Source organism: Oceanobacillus sp. FSL W7-1281 (genome assembly GCF_037969835.1).
GTDB classification, from domain to species: domain Bacteria; phylum Bacillota; class Bacilli; order Bacillales; family Amphibacillaceae; genus Oceanobacillus; species Oceanobacillus oncorhynchi.
Genome location: NZ_CP150214.1, coordinates 1,105,463 through 1,122,983, shown reverse-complemented (window position 1 = coordinate 1,122,983; position 17,521 = coordinate 1,105,463). Strand labels below are relative to the sequence as shown.

Below are 17,521 nucleotides of genomic sequence, written 5' to 3'. Positions count from 1 at the left end.
CTTTTTAGGAAGAAAATGTACGGATTGCCTTTGGAATGCCTTGAATGACATCCCCCGCCAGCAAATCCTGTTCCGAGTGTTCTGCTTGAACTAGTAAGTCTGCAGATTTTCCGTGCAAGAAGCAAGCATTATTTATCCCTGCAAAAATTGATTTGCTCTGCATAACCATTGCTAAAATCATTCCGGTCAGTACATCCCCGCTGCCACCCTTAGCAAGGCCGGGGTTCCCGCTTGATTCCACGGTCTGGTTTCCATCCGGATCAGTAATAATGGTCTGCTTTCCTTTCAACACAAGATAGCAGTTCAAACGCTTGGCAAATTCAGAACTATGCCGGAAAGGCTCCATAATTAAATCAGAGACAGATATATCCATTAAAGCAGCAAGTTCACCTGGATGAGGTGTTAAAATCAGCGGAGCCTGTCTTGATTCGAAATCTGCTGCATAGGCTTTCAGATGATAAAGACCATCTGCATCGATAACGATTGGTCCTTTATACTTGAGCAATGCCGGAAAAATGCCTTTGGCCGTTTCCTCGTTTCTGCCCAGACCAACGCCAACAGCAATCGCATCAAAACCAGACAAGTCAATGTTATCGATTCCCGTGATACAGCCATCTGTTTCGGATGCACTAATATACATAGCCTCCGGGTTATTTCCAGCAATCATGGAAATAACATTTTTCACAGAAGCCGTTGTTAATAACCCTGCTCCTGTCCGCAAAGCAGCTTTTGTTGTCATCAGAACGGATCCCGGCATCGGCTCACTACCGCCAATAATCAGCCCTTTTCCATGATCTCCTTTATGGGAATTGACGCCCCGCTTTGGAAAAGCTTCCTGAAAATCGGCTGTTGTCCACAAGCGTTTTTTTGTGTGCACTTGAAATAGTTTTTCAGGGAAACCAATATCCGCTACAATCCATTCACCATAATAAGAAGACGTTTGCTGACAGACAGCCGATTGTTTTACCGCTCCTACCATAATCGTTGCATCTGCTTCAATAGCCTGAAAATCCGGGAAGCCTTCCTCTGCCGGCAGCCCAGTTGGTATATCGATGGAAATAACATACGCATCTTGTTTATTCACCTGTCTCGTTACAGTTAAGATATCGCCTCTTAACCCGCCGCGCACACCGATACCAAGCATCGCATCAATAATCACATCAGCCTTTGCAAGAACTGTATCTGCTGTCCCTTCATTATAACCCGCCACCTGGCCGCCAAATTGACGATAAATCTCCTTATGGCAAGCTGCATCACCTGTGATTTTCTCGTCCGGTGCAACCTGGATCACCTTGATAGCGTAACCTGCTTCTTCAAGCACACGGGCAATGACAAAGCCATCTCCGCCATTATTTCCGCCGCCAATTAAAATAACTGTCTTATCTTCTTTAGTTATCCGCTTTTTTATTTCTCTGCTCGCTTCTCTCCCTGCATTCTCCATGAGTATCTTTCCATCAAGACCCATCGTTTGAATAGTTTCTCGGTCAATCTTGTACATTTCTTCCGCGGTAACAATATACAAATTCGTTCCCTCCCACCGCAATAAAATATATGAGACAAACTATGCGATTATGCATTTTTAGAATACTGTCATTTTACTTTATCCTATCTCTTTTCTAATAAAACCTGTGCAACAGCATACTCCTTGCTGTGAGATATAGACACGTGGATAGAGATATCCTCCATCCCCTCTGCCTGCATCTCCGGCGCTCCATTGGCATGATTTCTAATTTCGATTTGTTGAAAGCTCAATTTTCCAATCCCAGTTCCATTTGCTTTAGACAGAGCTTCCTTTGCAGCAAAACGCCCTGCTGTATACTCCACGCGCCGGTGAGGAGCTAACTGCTCTGCCTGTTCCAGCTCTCTGCTGGTTAATACACGTTCTAAAAAACGATTATTTTTTTCAAGTAATCGTTTGATTCTTGCTAATTCAATGATATCCACACCGATTCCAAGTATCATGGTCACTGCTCCTAAAAATTTTTCTATATATAGTAACACCTTTATAATGGTCATAATCTGTATTATTTCTTATTATTATAGTATATAGGACAACTTATTTCATTTAAAAGCATTGGCTATGGGAGGCACAATATGTTTATTAGAACGGAACGGAGCATCAAAGAATTCTTTGAATTATATCCCGTGGTAACTATCATTATCGGGGTGAATATATTTCTATGGTTCATTATTGATTTTTTAAATTTACAAATTGGCACTTACATAAGAGATTATGGGGTGGGAATCAACTATTGGATTGGGGAAGGAGAATGGTGGAGATTATTCACTCCTATTTTTCTTCATGGCGGAGTGATGCACATGCTGTTTAATTCCTTTTCCCTCGTGCTGTTCGGCCCTGCGCTTGAACAAATGCTCGGTAAATTCAAATTTATTTTAGCCTATATGGGCACTGCTGTAACAGCAAATATTGTTATTTACTTTATTGAATCTCCTGCCTACGCCCATTTAGGTGCTTCTGGAGCAATCTTTGGTTTGTTCGGAATCTATGTCTATATGGTCTTTTTCCGGAAAGATTTAATTGATCAATCCAGCAGCCAGATCATTGGTGTCATTGTAGCCATTGCACTGGCCATGACATTTTTACGAAGCGGTATTAGCATATTAGGGCATTTATTCGGCTTTTTCAGCGGTTTTATCTACGCACCACTTCTCTTAGCGGGCGTGAAAAGTTATTCCCCTTGGGCACGGCCCCGGCCGCGTAGAAGAAAGTATGCAGATAATGACGACGGCCCGCAATTTGATCCGGATCGATGGAATAAAAAGCGAAAAATGCCAGAGGCTATCCGGAAAAATATGCTATGGATTATTGTCGGTATCATTGCTATTCTATGGTTATTAGGACAGGCAAATATTTTATAAAAACAATGAGCTGGCCGTGAATTTTCATGTCCAGCTTTTTATTTTGCAAAAATAGGATGACGATATAAAAAAGTACTAGGCTTTATGCTATAATAAAAACACTCCGCACGTATCCTCAAAATTAAATAAGGAGGTTTCTTATGGAAATCTATACTTCATTCATCTTTTTCCTGTTTGGAATCATTTTTGGTTCATTTTTTATGGTTATCGGCATTCGTCTCCCACAAAAAATTCCTTTTGCCAATGAACGTTCTAAATGTCCCACATGCCATTATCAGCTCACATGGTATGATAATATCCCCATCCTGTCTTATCTTCTTCTGAAAGGCCACTGCAGAAAATGCCGTTATCACATCCCCTGCTTATACCCGCTGACAGAAGTTTTCACCGGCTTTCTCTTTATTTTCTGCTATTTACACGCAACCTCCCCCACAGAACTGCTGCTCTCGCTTTTATTTACTTCTTTGTTAATGCTTATCATCATAACCGATCTATATTATATGGTAATTCCAAATAAGCTGCTGGCTTTTTTTCTGCCTGCTTTTATTCTCATACGTCTGATAGAACCAGCAGATCCTTGGTGGGATTCTCTGTCAGGAGCTCTTGCCGGCTTTTTGATTATTTTTATCGTCATCTTATGGAATAAACAAGCAATGGGAGCAGGGGATATGAAATTAATGGCCGTACTCGGTGTTGTATTGGGCTTCTCTCATATTATTGCAACCTTTCTGCTGGCTTGTATTTCTGGAGCAGTAATTGGAAGTGTTTTACTTCGTTTCGGTATCATTCAGCGGAATAAGCCATTTCCTTTTGGCCCTTTTATAGCTTTCGGGGCGCTGCTCTCTTATTTTTTAGGCGATAGTCTGATTCAGTGGTATTTGAATTTATTTACCTGATGTTGAAAAAGTCTGCTGGTTTTGAATAAATATAAAACGAATCATTATTTCATACAAATACACAATTGTATTCCCGCTCAACCTAGAAAAATCTAAATACTTCCATAACAAATAAAACAAATTTAATGATTGATATTAATATTCAGTTAATAATTATATCCCCCTTAAAATGATTGACAATACGAATAATTCTCTTTAATATTTGTAATTACAAATATTAAAAAATATAATTAACTACAAGTATTTCATACTACTACTTCAAAAATGTATGTACAATTTGTATTCTTTTCGTCTATAATTGTATTAAATATTATTATAGGAGGATACAAATTATGATGAAATATTTACAGAATCTTGGTAAATCACTGATGTTACCAGTTGCTGTATTACCTGCAGCGGCGGTTCTTATGGGAATTGGCCATTGGATAGACAGTTTCTTTGAAGCTGACAGCCGTTTTGCTGCCTTTCTAATCAGCGGCGGGGATGCCATCCTTTCTTCTCTGGCCATTCTTTTCGCAGTCGGGGTCGCAATAGGAATGACAAAAGCAAAGGACGGAGCCGCAGCGCTCAGCGGGCTTGTTGGCTACCTCGTTATTACGAAGGTATTGGAATCAGAAAGTGTCGCAGGCTTACTGCAAATTGATTTAAGTCAGGTAGACATGGCTTTTGACAATATCGAAAATGTTTTTATTGGAATTTTAGCGGGGCTTATTTCTGCAGCACTTTACAATCGCTTCAGTCATGTTTCGCTGCCGGACGCATTTGCTTTCTTCAGCGGGAAACGTCTTGTACCAATTTTAACAGCGGCAACTATGCTACTCGTTTCCATAGCCGTTCTCTTTGTTTGGCCGGTTGTTTATGGCTGGTTAGTCAGCTTCGGAACAATGATTAGTGACCTGGGAGCTGCAGGAGCAGGCTTATACGGGTTCTTTAACCGTTTATTAATACCGACTGGACTGCATCATGCATTGAATAATGTATTTTGGTTTGATGTAGCGGGTATTAATGATATCGGTAATTTCTGGGATGGAAATGGAGAACCTGGTATCACAGGCAGATACATGGCTGGATTCTTCCCGATTATGATGTTTGGTCTTCCAGCAGCTGCGCTTGCAATGTATCATACTGCAAAAACAAAACAGCGTAAACAGGCAGCATCTCTATTAATGGCAGTTGGCTTTGCCTCATTCTTTACAGGAGTAACCGAACCGCTTGAATTTTCCTTTATGTTCTTAGCGCCTGTATTGTATTTCGTTCATGCTGTACTTACCGGGCTGTCCTTATTCATTGCCGCAGCCTTCCAATGGACTGCAGGGTTTACGTTTAGCGCAGGATTTGTAGACTACTTCCTGAGCTTCCGATTACCGTTGGCGAATCAGCCTTATATGCTCATCCTGCAAGGACTTGCATTTGCTGTTGTTTACTATTTCTTGTTCCGTTTTTTAATTGTAAAATTAGACTTGAAAACGCCTGGTCGCCAGAATGATAATGAATTAGCTGAAGAACCCACTACAAATCCTGAATCAGCCAATGAAGCTAAAGACAAACATACATTAATGGCTGAAACAATCTATGCACATCTCGGTAAAAAAGAAAATATTGATTCTATTGATAATTGCGCAACCAGACTGCGCTTGGAAATCCAGGATATGGATAAAGTGAATCAGGATGGCATTAAGAAAACTGGAGTTCCCGGTGTCCAGCAGGTAAGTAAAAATAATTTGCAAATTATTGTCGGAACTCAGGTACAAGCAGTGGCAGTTGCATTGCAAAAACTATATAATGAGGATAAATCATAATTTATATTTATCTTATAGGGGGAACATAATGAATATTATCAGAGCAGAAAATTATAGTGAAATGAGCCAGCTGGCAGCAAAAAAACTGATAGAGCAAGTAAACGAGAAATCAAACAGTGTGCTAGGTTTAGCAACTGGATCTACACCAGAAGGATTGTACGAAGAAATTATCAAAGAACACAAAGCAGGCAATGTTTCTTTCAAAGATGTGGCGTCCTTCAATTTAGATGAGTATGTCGGACTTAACAAAGATAATGATCAAAGCTACCACTATTATATGCATCATCTTCTGTTCAATCATATTGATATTGATAGCGGACAGGTCAACCTGCCAAATGGAGATGCAAATGATTTACAGGAAGAATGCAACAGCTATGAAAAGGCCATTAAACAAGCTGATGGCATTGATATTCAAATTTTAGGGATTGGTTTAAATGGACATATCGGTTTTAATGAACCAGGAACCCCATTTTCTATGCAAACCCATGTAGTTGACTTGGATGAATCCACCCGTCAAGCAAATGCACGCTTCTTTGATTCCATCGATGATGTACCAACACAAGCCATTACCATGGGTATCGATACGATTATGCAGTCCAAACAAATTATTCTCTTAGTTTCTGGTTCACAAAAAGCAGAAGCGTTAGATAAATTAGTGAATGGACCTGTAACAGAAGATTTCCCTGCTTCTATTTTACAAAAGCATGCAAATGTAACGATTATCGCTGATCAGGATGCATTATCCGAGCTTTCTGAATAAGAAAACACCTTAGTAAAAAGAAGCATTCACTAAAGGACAAGTGAATGCTTCTTTTTACGCTTGTTTACTGACATTGTCATATTCTTTCAGGACTTAAATTACATATTCCATTATAACAACCTATTTAGACTGCGGTTATTCCCTCTCAAGAGATAAAGTTTATCATCAAAGTAAAAAACATGAGGCATTGTTCTAGTGATAAGAACGTTGCCTCATGTTTTTTTATGCAGATATTAAATTAACGGTCGTCTCTTCTTTTACGCTGGAAATTCCCTTTATTATTTTTACGATTTCTGCCGCCCTGGTTTCTACCGCCTTGATTGCGTCCGCCTTGGCCGCGTCCGCCATAATAACGTTTTTTGTTATTACCGCGACGATTATCATCCTTCGCTTTTTTCACACTGATTGGTGCAGCTGAAGAAATGCGTACAGGTGTATCTCTTCGTTCTTTTGTCATCATGCTGATTGCAGCAGCAATAACCGTAACGGAATCATGATCATCAAGTAATTCTTTCGCCGCTTCATAATAAGGGTTCAAATCTTTTTGATCAATCGCCTTTTTCATTTTATCAATGGTTACTTGCTGTTGTCCACGTCGCGCATCCTGGTTGGTAGGAGGTGTCAGACGCTTCATTTTACTCTTTGTTGTTTTTTCAATCAGGCTGAGATGAGCCATTTCTCTTGGTGTGATGAAAGAGATAGCTTCCCCTGTTTTACCAGCTCGCCCAGTTCTTCCAATACGGTGAACATAGCTTTCCGGATCTTGTGGAATATCAAAATTATACACATGCGTTACACCGGAAATATCCAGTCCGCGGGCTGCTACGTCTGTTGCCACAAGAACATCTACACGTCCTTGTTTAAATTTATTCAATACAGACATACGCTTGCCCTGTGTTAAATCGCCATGGATTCCTTCCGCGCGATAACCTCTTGCTTGAAGACCTTCAGTGATTTCATCTACACGTTTTTTCGTTCTTGCAAAAACGATAGCTAATTCAGGAGAATTGATATCCAAATGGTTATTTAATGTTTCAAACTTAAACTTCTCTGGAATTTCAATAAAATATTGATCAATATTCTCTACTGTCATTTCTTTCGCTTTTACTTTAACTTCCTTTGGCTCTTTCATAAGCGTTGTCGCAATATCACGAATTTCCTTCGGCATGGTCGCAGAGAAAAGCAATGTTTGCCTATCTTCTGGAATACCTTTTAAAATTTCGCGAATATCATCAATAAAGCCCATGTTCAGCATTTCATCTGCTTCATCAAGAACTGCTGTATGCACTTCATCAATACGAATCGTTTTGCGGCGCATATGATCCATTAATCGTCCTGGTGTTGCTACAACGATTTGAGGGCCGTCTTTTAATGCACGAATTTGACGGTCCATTGGAGAACCACCGAAAATAGCAAGTGCCCGTATCCGCTTGAATTTAGATAGACGGTTAATTTCTTCCGCTACCTGAATTGCCAGCTCACGTGTCGGTGCAACAATCAATCCCTGAACCTTTTTTAGTTTTGGATCGATTTTATTAATCAATGGGATACCGAATGCTGCAGTTTTCCCTGTACCTGTTTGCGCTTGTCCAATCACATCGTGTCCTTCCAGCGCGTATGGAATCGTTTCTGCTTGAATCGGGGTAGCTTCTTCAAACCCCATTTCTTCTAAAGCTTTCATTATTGGCGCAGAAACGCCTAGTTCGTTAAATTTAGTCACGTAATCGTCGACTCCTTTTTGTTTTTTATTGCAAAAGAGGCCTTATAAAGAGTTTCTCATACTTTTCATTTTATTATACAAATCAGTAAAAATCATCAATACACCGGTGAAAGAAGCAAAGTCTTTTGAAATCAAGTCCGCTTCAAATATTTTATACATTTACTGATTTACTACCTAAAAATTGCTGATTGAATGAACATTTCACTCCACATCAGCAATTAAACGAATAACGTATTTTATCGCTTATTCATTATCAACGTTTAAAGTACAAAAAAGGCATAACCAATTCAATAAGGTAAGAGGCCCCTAAAAAATGCTTTCTTAATCATACCATACTTATATACCATATATCCAGTACACAGATTAAAATGATTTTTTTTTCGTATCATGATAAAATGTAATTAGCTATGTATGCGTATGCACTAAGAATTCCCAGTTTCTTTTCAATAAAGATTCCTCACTTCTCCAATGAAGGTTCTAAAAAATTATCATGCGCTTGCATTCAGTTTTTCACATTGCACTTATATAACACCAAAGAAGAAAAAATACATCATATTGAACATGTAAAAAGGGAGTTATCACCATGCGTCAGTCCGCATTCAACCCTAAAGCAGCAGTTGTCATTGGGGTTTTTTCTATATCTACATCAGCAATTCTTGTCCGGCTTGCAACAGAAGCGCCTGCTTCTATTATCGCCAACTATCGTCTTTTATTTGCCGTTTTACTCTTATTGCCTTTTATTTTATTTCATTACAAGCATGAGTTTAAACGAATTTCCACAAAAAATTGGTGGCTTTCCATTCTTGCCGGCGTTTTTCTGGCGCTATATTTTATTTTGTGGTTTGAATCACTCAATTACACTTCTGTCGCCAGCAGCGTTGTACTTATATCACTTCAGCCGATTTTTGCTTTTATCGGGACCTATTTTATCTTCGGCGAGCGTTTCTCATCTGGAGCAATCATCAGCATCTTCATTGTTTTACTCGGCGGATTGATTATCGGTTCAGGGGATTTTCAATTATCTGGAGAAGTCATTTACGGAGACATGCTTGCATTACTTGGAGCAATCGCTGTAACCATTTATTTTCTATCCGGTCAGCATGTACGAAAAAATGTTTCTTTAATTACCTATACATTTATTGTCTATGGTATCAGTACGGTTATACTAACACTGTTTAATCTCATCCGGCAGGAGAATTTCTTCTCTTATCCTGCCGATCATTGGTGGATTTTTATTGCTCTGGCAATCATACCGACCTTTTTGGGACATTCTCTTTTTAATTGGTCACTGAAATGGTTGAGCACATCCACAATTTCCATGGCAATCGTGTTTGAACCGATTGGTGCCAGCATCCTAGCTTTTCTTATCTTGAATGAGACGCCGACCTGGGCCCAATTTCTCGGAGGAACCATTATTGTATTTGGATTATTTTTATTTATCCTTAGTACATCACGAAAAAATAAAGTTACTATTTCAACAAAGAATCACAAATAATACGCATTAAAGCAGGTGAATCAATGACAATTCAATTCATGACAGACAGCTCTGCTGATCTGCCTCTATTCTTACAAAACAAACTCCATGTAGAAATCGTTCCGTTATACCTTCATTTTAGTGACGGCCAGTACAAAAGCGGGCAAACGATGGATATTGAATTATTTCATCAGAAAGTAAAGGAATTAGGAGAGGTTCCGCGTTCAGCAGCTCCGAGCCCTTCCGATTTTTATGAAGCATATAAAAAAATCCCGCCGGAAAAGCAGATTCTGATGTTAAGTATATCTAATGAAATAAGCAGCACATACGCAAATGCTGTAGCAGGAAAAAATATGCTGTTAGAAGAAGAGCCTGAGCGCGTTATTGAGGTGCTTAATACAAAGACGGCTTCCTGCGGTATCTGCCTGCTGATGCATGAAGCAAATAAGAAAATCGAGGAAAGGTACGCGTTTGAAGAGCTCGTCAATCATTTAACAGAACGCATTGAACAAACTGCGACTTTATTTGTATTAAAAAGTTTAGATAATCTTGTTCTTGGCGGCCGTTTAGAAAAAATAAAGGGAAAAATCGCAAAGACATTAAATATAAAAGTATTGATGAAAGCAACAGAGGAAGGCGCTATTGATGTTGCAGAAAAAGTACGCGGCGAGAAGAAATCTTTAAAACGATTCGTTGATCAAATTGGTGAATACACACAAAATACCGAGAATAAAATCATCACGATGACCTATTGCCGGGATAAAGATAGAGCGATAAATGTACTTGAGAAAATCCGCAGCACATACGCTTTTTACGATGCTATTATAGAAGAATCAGGACCGCTTATTTCCACATACGGCGGAGAAGGTGCACTAGTTATTTCTTTCTTCAAAAATTAATTATTAAAATACACTAAAAATGCTGGGAGTTTGTCCCAGCATTTTTTATGCAGATGATTCCATCAGAAAATCATAAACCATATTGTTTAATGTGTCTTTATCAGTCCCCAGGCAAATTAAATGTTTGGATCTTTCAAAAAAGACAACTTCTTTTTTTTCAGAGTGAATTTCTTTATCAAGATAATATGCTGTTTTATAAGGAACCATGCCATCAAGCTGTCCTTGGGCAATTAATACTGGAGAATTAACCTTATCCAGATATTTTCTGGTAAACCGGATCAGCTTCATAAATTCAAAGTGCGCTTTTAACGGCACAACGCCCATTTTTCTTTTATAGTGATTGAATAATTGATTTTCTTTTAGATGTCCGCGTATTCCATCACCAACTACTGCAGCAACATCTAAGCTTATCTGCTTTAAGGATAAATATTTACCAGATGTGGCGAGCAGGACAAGCTTAGCAATATTATATTTAGCTGCTAAATAGGAAGCAATCATCCCGCCCATAGAAAAACCGATAACATAAATGGTATCAAACTGGTCAATCAGTTTCTGAAGTTCTTCTTCCGCTGCTTGAATCCATCTCTTATACGAAGCATCTTTCAAATTTAATTCTGTCCCGTGACCAGGCAAAGTCGGCACTTCGATATGCCAATCCGTGCTGTCTCTTAAATAATTTGCCAATGGTTCCACTTCATAGGGCCCTCCAGTATACCCATGAATAATTAAACATCCTATCATGATTTTCTACTCCCTTTATAAAATTAAACTCAATGGAATCTCCTCCTGTGATACACAGCTCAGGAGGTTAACCTTATCATTTCTAAATCAGGCTGATATATACCTACATGAATCCTTTTACAAACGTACCAAATTGCTTCACAATCGGGGAAACTTGATGGTAAGTACTTGCTAACTGACTTACTTTGCTAATCATTGTATCAAAATTAAACGGATTATTTTCATTTGTTCCGCCGGCACCCGCGCCCGGCTGTGACTGCATTTGCTGCTGCGACATTAAATACTGTGTTGGTAATTCTGGTTTTGAAAATAATTCATATGGAGTAAGCTCTTGTCTATCATTACGCTGGTTAATAGTTGAAGAAACTGGTGCATAAGGATTATTTCTACTAAATTCATTAGGGGGGAAATTTCGATATTGCACATTTCTCACCTTCTTTTGCCTTTTTATAATGACGCTTCGGGAAAAGGAATTTCTATTATGACATATACTGTATGGTAGTTGTTTTTTTCGAGGCATTCCCTGAACGTCTAAGACCACGGTAGATTGGGCTCTTTTCATTATTATAATTGAACCATTACGTTTACTTTTAGATTACTACCATTTTATGCAAATGAAAGCTGATACGTGCATAGCCCTTAATCATCTTTGGACTCATTTTCAAAAAAATAAGCATCCTCACTCAAATTATTAGCTAATCCTAATTCATAAAGAATTTTATTCTCTTGATTTCCCTCTATTTTCTTCTCATCAATAAACAGTGTGGGTGTCCCAAAAATCTTCATTTCCTGTAATTCCTTTAAATATGCTTTATTTTTTGTTACGTTTTTTAGTTCATAGGTAACATCATTTTTATCTAGAAATGCTTTTACCTTATCCGATGCTTGACTTCCTTCGCTGATGAATAATGTAACCTTTTTCATACAAATCCTCCTAATCAATCCCTTCATATATCATTTATCAATTTTTTATTACCCTTTTTCCTCATATATGAAACTTTTTTACGTAAGAAAATCTGGTTGTCACCAAGCCTTTAGGTGACAACCTTAGTTACACTTATGCAGTAAGAAAGTTTATACTTTTTTAACTGCCAAAAAAAAAGAGGACTAAAATCGCCCTCCTTTTTACCATTTGTATTTTAAGTTTATTTTTTATCAATCATCTTCATAATCGATTTCTAAAGATAGAATATCTCCTGTTTCAGCATGAATGTCAAAGTCTGCTTCTTGCTCTCCATTAACAAGTTCCAGCTCATAAACATATCTGCCATCGTCATAATCTAATTCCATCTCTGTAACCTCACCATCAAATTCCTGCTTTGCAATCTGGATTGCTTCTTCCTGGGTAATGACATTCTCTTTATTGTCATTGTTTTCATTTGCTGCCGCTGTGTCCTGCTGGTTCTCTTCCAGATTTACATCATCATCATTTCTGTCATCATCATGTCCATCCTTATCGTCTATTTCTTCATAAACCACTTCACCTGATTCAGCATCCATCTTCACATCATATTCGTGGTTTTCGACAATAATTTCTGCTTCATAAAAGGACTTATCTCCTTCTCGATCCAGTTCCATTTCTTTAACCTTACCTTGATATTCTTCTTCTAATTTTTTCGTTGCGTCCTCCATGGTTAAGCTGCCTGCTTCAACAATTTGCGGTTCCCCTTCGCTTGAACTTGCCGCTTCTGCATGGTAAATTCCTGTTCCGACAACTCCTGCTAATACAACCGCTCCAGCAAACATTCCAATTTTTTTATTCATTTATTTTTCCTCCTTATTTCTTATTAACTACATCTTACCCGTTAATAATGAAAACAGCCTTTGAGTAAGATTAGAATTTCATGAGAAATAAGTTATTAGGAAATTAAAAAATCTGGGTGAACTCAAATCCTTAAAAAAGAATTCTAAGTTCATCCAGATTTACCTGAAGCATTATTAATCATCTAAATCAATTTCCATCGTAATAATATTCCCCGTATAAGCATTAATTTCAATCGTAGCTTCATCTTCTCCATTGATAATCTCGATTTCATAAACTAAAATATCGTCATCCGAATCCATTTCCAAATCTGTGACTTCTCCCGGAAATTCTTTTTTGGCAATTTCCATCGCTTCTTCATGTGATATCACAGCATCATTTTCTGCCGCTTGATTTTCAGAATTACTGTCCGTTTTTTCTTCGGCAGTTTCTGTGTCCTCATTTGATTCTGGATTTTTATTTTCATCTTCTTTTGCAGGTTCTGTATCGTTTTCTGTTTCTTTCTCTTGACGATTTTCAGCTGTTTTTTCCACAGCTGTCAAATCAATCACCTGCCCTGTATCTCCATTTAATTTCAAGGAATAGACACCTTGATTTTGAGTGACTTCCATCTGATAAACCGGCTCCCCATTCTCTACACTCAATTCGGGTTCCGTATGCTGGCCAGGATATTGGGCACTGACAAGGTTGCTGATTTCCTCCGTGTTTAGATCTGGATTAGAAGATGTAGCATTGGTCTGGTATACGGTTAAACCAATAATACCAAGGACAATCAGACCGCTGATCACCCAGATTATATTTTTACGCACGCCCTACCCCCCCTTTTTTTCTAGTATAAACGGCAGTTGTTATGAAAGCATGATAATTAGATTAGAATTTGATGAGAAAAACGTTATTTGGAAAGTGTCCAGGTAAATGTTGACCCCTGACCAATTTCGCTCTCCACGGTGATTTTCCCGTCATGTCTTTCAATGATTTCTTTAGCAATGGCTAATCCCAGACCAGTTCCCCCGGTTTCCCGATTTCTCGCTCGATCCACACGGTAAAAACGGTCGAAAATCTTTTCCTGTTCTTCCAAGGCAACCCCTTCCCCATCATCTTTAAATTGAATCACTGTTTTCTCTGTATCTGTATGCATTATTACCAGAACCGCTTCTTCACTGTATTTCAATGCATTTTCAATTAATATATATGGAATTTGTTTTAGCTGATCGATATTACCAAAGCTTTCATAATTTCCAGCTTCGACTTCCAGCTGAATACTCCGTTCAGGGTATGCCTTTTGGAACGTCTGAATAACCTGTTCTACTATCGTTTGTATATTTACTGTTTCCTTCTGGTCCTCATTCTTATGCTTCGCTAATAATAGCAGCTGCTCTACAAGCTTCTGCATCCGGTCAGCCTCTGAATCAATGGCTTCTACAGATTCATCCAGTAATTCCGGACGCTTCTTCCCTTGCCGTTCAATAAGCTGGGCGTAGCTTTTAATAATCTGAATGGGCGTTTTCAGTTCATGAGATGCATTGGATACAAAGGTTTCCTGCTTCTCAAAGTTCTCTTTTAAGGAATCAATCATTTCATTAAATGTGGTTTCCATTTCGTAAAGCTCATCTTTAGAACGCTCATCCACATCAATCTTCTGCCAATTTTTATTAAGGATATTCCGCCGCATCGTATCCTTTAACTTTTGAATCGGTGTTAATAAAAAGCGGCTCAATACGATACTCGCAATAACAGTTGGAATGAGTATCACCGCACTGGAGAAGAGAAGTACAAATGTTAATGTGCCCATGGTCTCGTCTAAATAAACCAATTCATTCGCTACCTGAACCGTAACAATTTCACCATTTTCCCAGATAATCGGTTTTTCGATAATCGCGAAATTGCTTCCTATATTGTCATCTTGGACAATACGGCTTGTTTCTGATGTGGTATAGTTTACTTCCAGATTCGTGTAATCCCTTGATTTTGTCTGCAAACGTACAACATCATTACCTGTTTCATCAACAATACGAATCATTCCATTTGCCGGTAAATAGGCAGTTAACAAACTCCGCATCGTTTCTGCTGATGTAGAATCTGTTTCAGCAATGGCTTCCACTAACGCGTCTGCCTGAATATGAAGCTGATCGATTTCTCCATTGGAAGCCGTCCGGTAAAATAGAAAGTAAATCGCCGTATGTGAAATAGCAATCACTAAAAACATAAAAACAGATGAAAATAAGATAATTTTTTTACGTAATGTCATTGGCTTCCTTCCTTAATCGAGTAGCCTACTCCACGTATTGTTTGAATGTATACTTTATCATATCCTTTATCTATCTTTTGACGCAGATAGCGGATATAGACATCCACCACATTTGTTTCGCCAATATAATCAAAACCCCAGACCTTTTCAATCAATTGCTCGCGCGTCAATACTCTATTTTTATTTTCCAATAGACAGACTAATAAATCATATTCCCTGGGTGTCAAATCAATCATGTTGCCTGACCGGGTTACTTCATGCGCAGCTGTGTCAATTTGTAAATCCCCTACCTGCAATGTTTCATTACTGCTCCCGCTCTGAACGGTTTTCCGTAAATTCGCACGGATACGGGCTAGCAATTCTTCAATTTGAAACGGTTTGGTTATATAATCATTCGCTCCAAGATCAAGTCCGTTCACTTTATCATATACTTCATCACGAGCAGTCAGTAAAATAACCGGTGTTTCATTTCCTTGTTTGCGGACTCTTCTTAATACTTCCAGACCGCTTAATTCAGGAATCATGATATCTAATAAAATTAGTCCCCATTCTTCTGCTTCTATATATTCCAGCGCTTGTTTTCCGTTTGCTGCTACAATGGTTTCATAGCCTTCATAATCTAATTCTAATTGCAAAACACGGCTGATTTTTTGTTCGTCCTCCACAATAAGTATTCGTTCCGGCATGGACCGTGCTCCTTTCTAAAGAAAACTTGGATTACCCTATAGTCTGGGTGCCCGTAGTAATTTATTCGTTCACTTTTTAAAATTAAAGCATAAGGAATTAATTATACAAAAAAACTGTCCCCAAACAGCTGAATGAATAATTACCTTCGTAAATCACTCTGCTTCATTAAAGCAGAATTGTCTATTCGTTCAATCCTTTTGGGAAACAGTTTATTATAAGCATAGATTAAGCTTGCTGACAATGCCCTCTAGCTTAGATGTTGTTTTAAGAAATCTGTAACAGAATCTGGCGTTTTCGTATATGCACTATGCTGATGTGCTATTTTCTCACCATTTTGGAATAAAAGGATGCTTGGAATACCCATTACTTCATATTTTTCAGCTAATCCGGACACTTCATCACTGTTTACTTCATACCAGTCATAGCTGCTGAATTCTTCCATGACTTCCCCGATAAACATATCCATACGCTTGCAATCTGGGCACCAGTCTGCAAAAAATTTAATAATAACAGGTTTTTCACTTTGAATCACTTCTTGAAATGCTGCTTCTGTTTTAATTGCCTGCATGATTATCTCTCCTATCCTTATGTTATTTATATTCTAATCTTCCTAATCCCAATGCTGCAATCAATCCGCCTATAAATAAAAGCACAGATACAATGATACTTCCCGCACCTGCAGGTATACCCGGGAATACGACTGTGATTGCTCCAATAACAAAGCCAATAATAATGGCATAGGTGGCTGTAAAATAATTTTTTAAAAAGTAAGCAATAACTTTACTCATGATAATAAATCCAAGTGCAATTCCTGTCCCGGTTACAATCAGAATAGAGAATTGAAAATGATTAATTGCTGCAATAATGGTTGGATAAACACCTAATAGCAACATCATCATCGATCCACTGATACCAGGAATAATCATCACACTGCTCCCGATAAAACCAGCAACAAATAATAATACATAAGTGCTTGTATTCATATCCTGGATAATATGTCCTTCATTTGGATTTAAAATTCCTAATGTGCTTACAATAATAATCCCAATAATCAATAAAAGGTACTCTTTCGTTTGAAATTTTGTTTTTCCTTCTGCTTTTTGATATAAATATGGAATAACACCTATTACCAATCCTAAAAAGAAAAATTGTGTCTGTACCGGATAATGATCAAACAGCCAGCCAATCACTTTCGCAAATGAAAAAATAGCTATGACCATCCCGACCCCTAAAGGTGCTAAAAAAACAAAATGTTTCTTCCAATCCTTACTAAAAAAACCGCCTATTGCTGCAATTAACTGTTCATAGATCCCTAACAGCACGGCGATGGTCCCTCCACTTATACCAGGAACAACTTCAATCGATCCCATAATAAAACCACGATATAAATTTTTCCATTCCATTTATGCTTGCTCTCCTTCATATTTCTTCATTACCAGATTATTTTATCAAAAGTGGTCAGAAAAATATACTTTAGAAAAGGTTTTATTGATTAATTTACAAATTGTACAAATATTATTTACAGAAATAAGAGGTTATCCATATATTAAAAAGGCTTTTATCATGACGATAGTTGACATATCCTTTATACTGTTTGTATAGATTAAAATAGATAAAGAAAAACTATATAATAATCATCATATATATCGTTGTGT

18 protein-coding genes are annotated in these 17,521 nt (G+C 38.0%); 6 read left to right on the top strand and 12 right to left on the bottom strand.

Going from position 1 to position 17,521, the window contains the following annotated elements:
• Window positions 1-4: 4 nt before the first annotated feature.
• Window positions 5-1,522: an NAD(P)H-hydrate dehydratase gene (locus MKX55_RS05555; RefSeq protein WP_339236704.1), complete on the bottom strand. Its 1,518-nt coding sequence runs from the start codon at window positions 1,520-1,522 to the stop codon at window positions 5-7.
• A gap of 83 nt (window positions 1,523-1,605) precedes the next feature.
• Window positions 1,606-1,962: a holo-ACP synthase gene (gene acpS / locus MKX55_RS05550; RefSeq protein ID WP_339236701.1), complete on the bottom strand. Its 357-nt coding sequence runs from the start codon at window positions 1,960-1,962 to the stop codon at window positions 1,606-1,608.
• A gap of 132 nt (window positions 1,963-2,094) precedes the next feature.
• Between acpS and MKX55_RS05545 the strand changes: the two genes are divergently transcribed.
• The 4 genes from MKX55_RS05545 to nagB all read left to right on the top strand — a co-directional run bounded on the left by MKX55_RS05545 (window position 2,095) and on the right by nagB (window position 6,335).
• On the top strand, window positions 2,095-2,880 hold the full coding sequence (locus MKX55_RS05545; protein ID WP_339236697.1) for a rhomboid family intramembrane serine protease: 786 nt from the start codon (window positions 2,095-2,097) through the stop codon (window positions 2,878-2,880).
• A gap of 140 nt (window positions 2,881-3,020) precedes the next feature.
• Entirely contained in the window at window positions 3,021-3,776 is a 756-nt protein-coding gene (locus MKX55_RS05540; RefSeq protein WP_339236694.1) for an A24 family peptidase, read from the top strand.
• A 332-nt stretch (window positions 3,777-4,108) separates the two neighbouring features.
• Window positions 4,109-5,575, top strand: coding sequence for an N-acetylglucosamine-specific PTS transporter subunit IIBC (gene nagE / locus MKX55_RS05535; protein WP_339236692.1), 1,467 nt, complete (start codon window positions 4,109-4,111; stop codon window positions 5,573-5,575).
• A gap of 28 nt (window positions 5,576-5,603) precedes the next feature.
• Window positions 5,604-6,335, top strand: coding sequence for a glucosamine-6-phosphate deaminase (gene nagB, locus MKX55_RS05530; protein ID WP_339183075.1), 732 nt, complete (start codon window positions 5,604-5,606; stop codon window positions 6,333-6,335).
• A 238-nt stretch (window positions 6,336-6,573) separates the two neighbouring features.
• Here nagB and MKX55_RS05525 read toward each other — a convergent pair whose 3' ends face one another.
• Window positions 6,574-8,055, bottom strand: a complete 1,482-nt coding sequence (locus tag MKX55_RS05525; RefSeq protein ID WP_339183072.1) for a DEAD/DEAH box helicase — start codon at window positions 8,053-8,055, stop codon at window positions 6,574-6,576.
• Between the two features lie 583 nt (window positions 8,056-8,638).
• On the opposite strand from MKX55_RS05525, the gene MKX55_RS05520 reads away from it, so the two are divergent.
• Complete coding sequence (locus MKX55_RS05520) at window positions 8,639-9,550, top strand: DMT family transporter (RefSeq protein WP_193064393.1); 912 nt, start codon at window positions 8,639-8,641, stop codon at window positions 9,548-9,550.
• 23 nt (window positions 9,551-9,573) lie between these two features.
• Window positions 9,574-10,428 carry a DegV family protein gene (locus MKX55_RS05515; RefSeq protein WP_339236690.1) on the top strand — a complete coding sequence of 285 codons (855 nt, stop codon included), beginning with the start codon at window positions 9,574-9,576 and terminating at the stop codon, window positions 10,426-10,428.
• Between the two features lie 45 nt (window positions 10,429-10,473).
• Here MKX55_RS05515 and MKX55_RS05510 read toward each other — a convergent pair whose 3' ends face one another.
• The 9 genes from MKX55_RS05510 to MKX55_RS05470 form a co-directional block, all read right to left on the bottom strand.
• Window positions 10,474-11,169 carry an alpha/beta fold hydrolase gene (locus MKX55_RS05510; RefSeq protein ID WP_193064395.1) on the bottom strand — a complete coding sequence of 232 codons (696 nt, stop codon included), beginning with the start codon at window positions 11,167-11,169 and terminating at the stop codon, window positions 10,474-10,476.
• A gap of 103 nt (window positions 11,170-11,272) precedes the next feature.
• Entirely contained in the window at window positions 11,273-11,593 is a 321-nt protein-coding gene (locus MKX55_RS05505; RefSeq protein WP_193064396.1) for a hypothetical protein, read from the bottom strand.
• Between the two features lie 215 nt (window positions 11,594-11,808).
• Window positions 11,809-12,093: a glutaredoxin domain-containing protein gene (locus MKX55_RS05500; protein WP_339183063.1), complete on the bottom strand. Its 285-nt coding sequence runs from the start codon at window positions 12,091-12,093 to the stop codon at window positions 11,809-11,811.
• Between the two features lie 231 nt (window positions 12,094-12,324).
• A complete protein-coding gene (locus MKX55_RS05495; RefSeq protein ID WP_193064398.1) occupies window positions 12,325-12,933 on the bottom strand; it encodes a PepSY domain-containing protein in 609 nt (202 codons plus the stop codon).
• Window positions 12,934-13,107: 174 nt separating this feature from the next.
• A complete protein-coding gene (locus MKX55_RS05490; RefSeq protein ID WP_339236688.1) occupies window positions 13,108-13,740 on the bottom strand; it encodes a PepSY domain-containing protein in 633 nt (210 codons plus the stop codon).
• Window positions 13,741-13,823: 83 nt separating this feature from the next.
• A complete protein-coding gene (locus tag MKX55_RS05485; RefSeq protein ID WP_339236686.1) occupies window positions 13,824-15,179 on the bottom strand; it encodes a HAMP domain-containing histidine kinase in 1,356 nt (451 codons plus the stop codon).
• Complete coding sequence (locus tag MKX55_RS05480; RefSeq protein ID WP_339236684.1) at window positions 15,176-15,865, bottom strand: response regulator transcription factor; 690 nt, start codon at window positions 15,863-15,865, stop codon at window positions 15,176-15,178. Before MKX55_RS05480 ends, MKX55_RS05485 begins: the two co-directional genes overlap by 4 nt.
• Window positions 15,866-16,113: 248 nt before the next feature.
• The gene (locus MKX55_RS05475) at window positions 16,114-16,434 is read right to left on the bottom strand and encodes a thioredoxin family protein (protein WP_339236683.1); all 321 of its coding nucleotides are present in this window, start codon (window positions 16,432-16,434) and stop codon (window positions 16,114-16,116) included.
• A 22-nt stretch (window positions 16,435-16,456) separates the two neighbouring features.
• On the bottom strand, window positions 16,457-17,269 hold the full coding sequence (locus MKX55_RS05470; protein ID WP_339236681.1) for a DUF368 domain-containing protein: 813 nt from the start codon (window positions 17,267-17,269) through the stop codon (window positions 16,457-16,459).
• Between the last annotated feature and the right edge of the window lie 252 nt (window positions 17,270-17,521).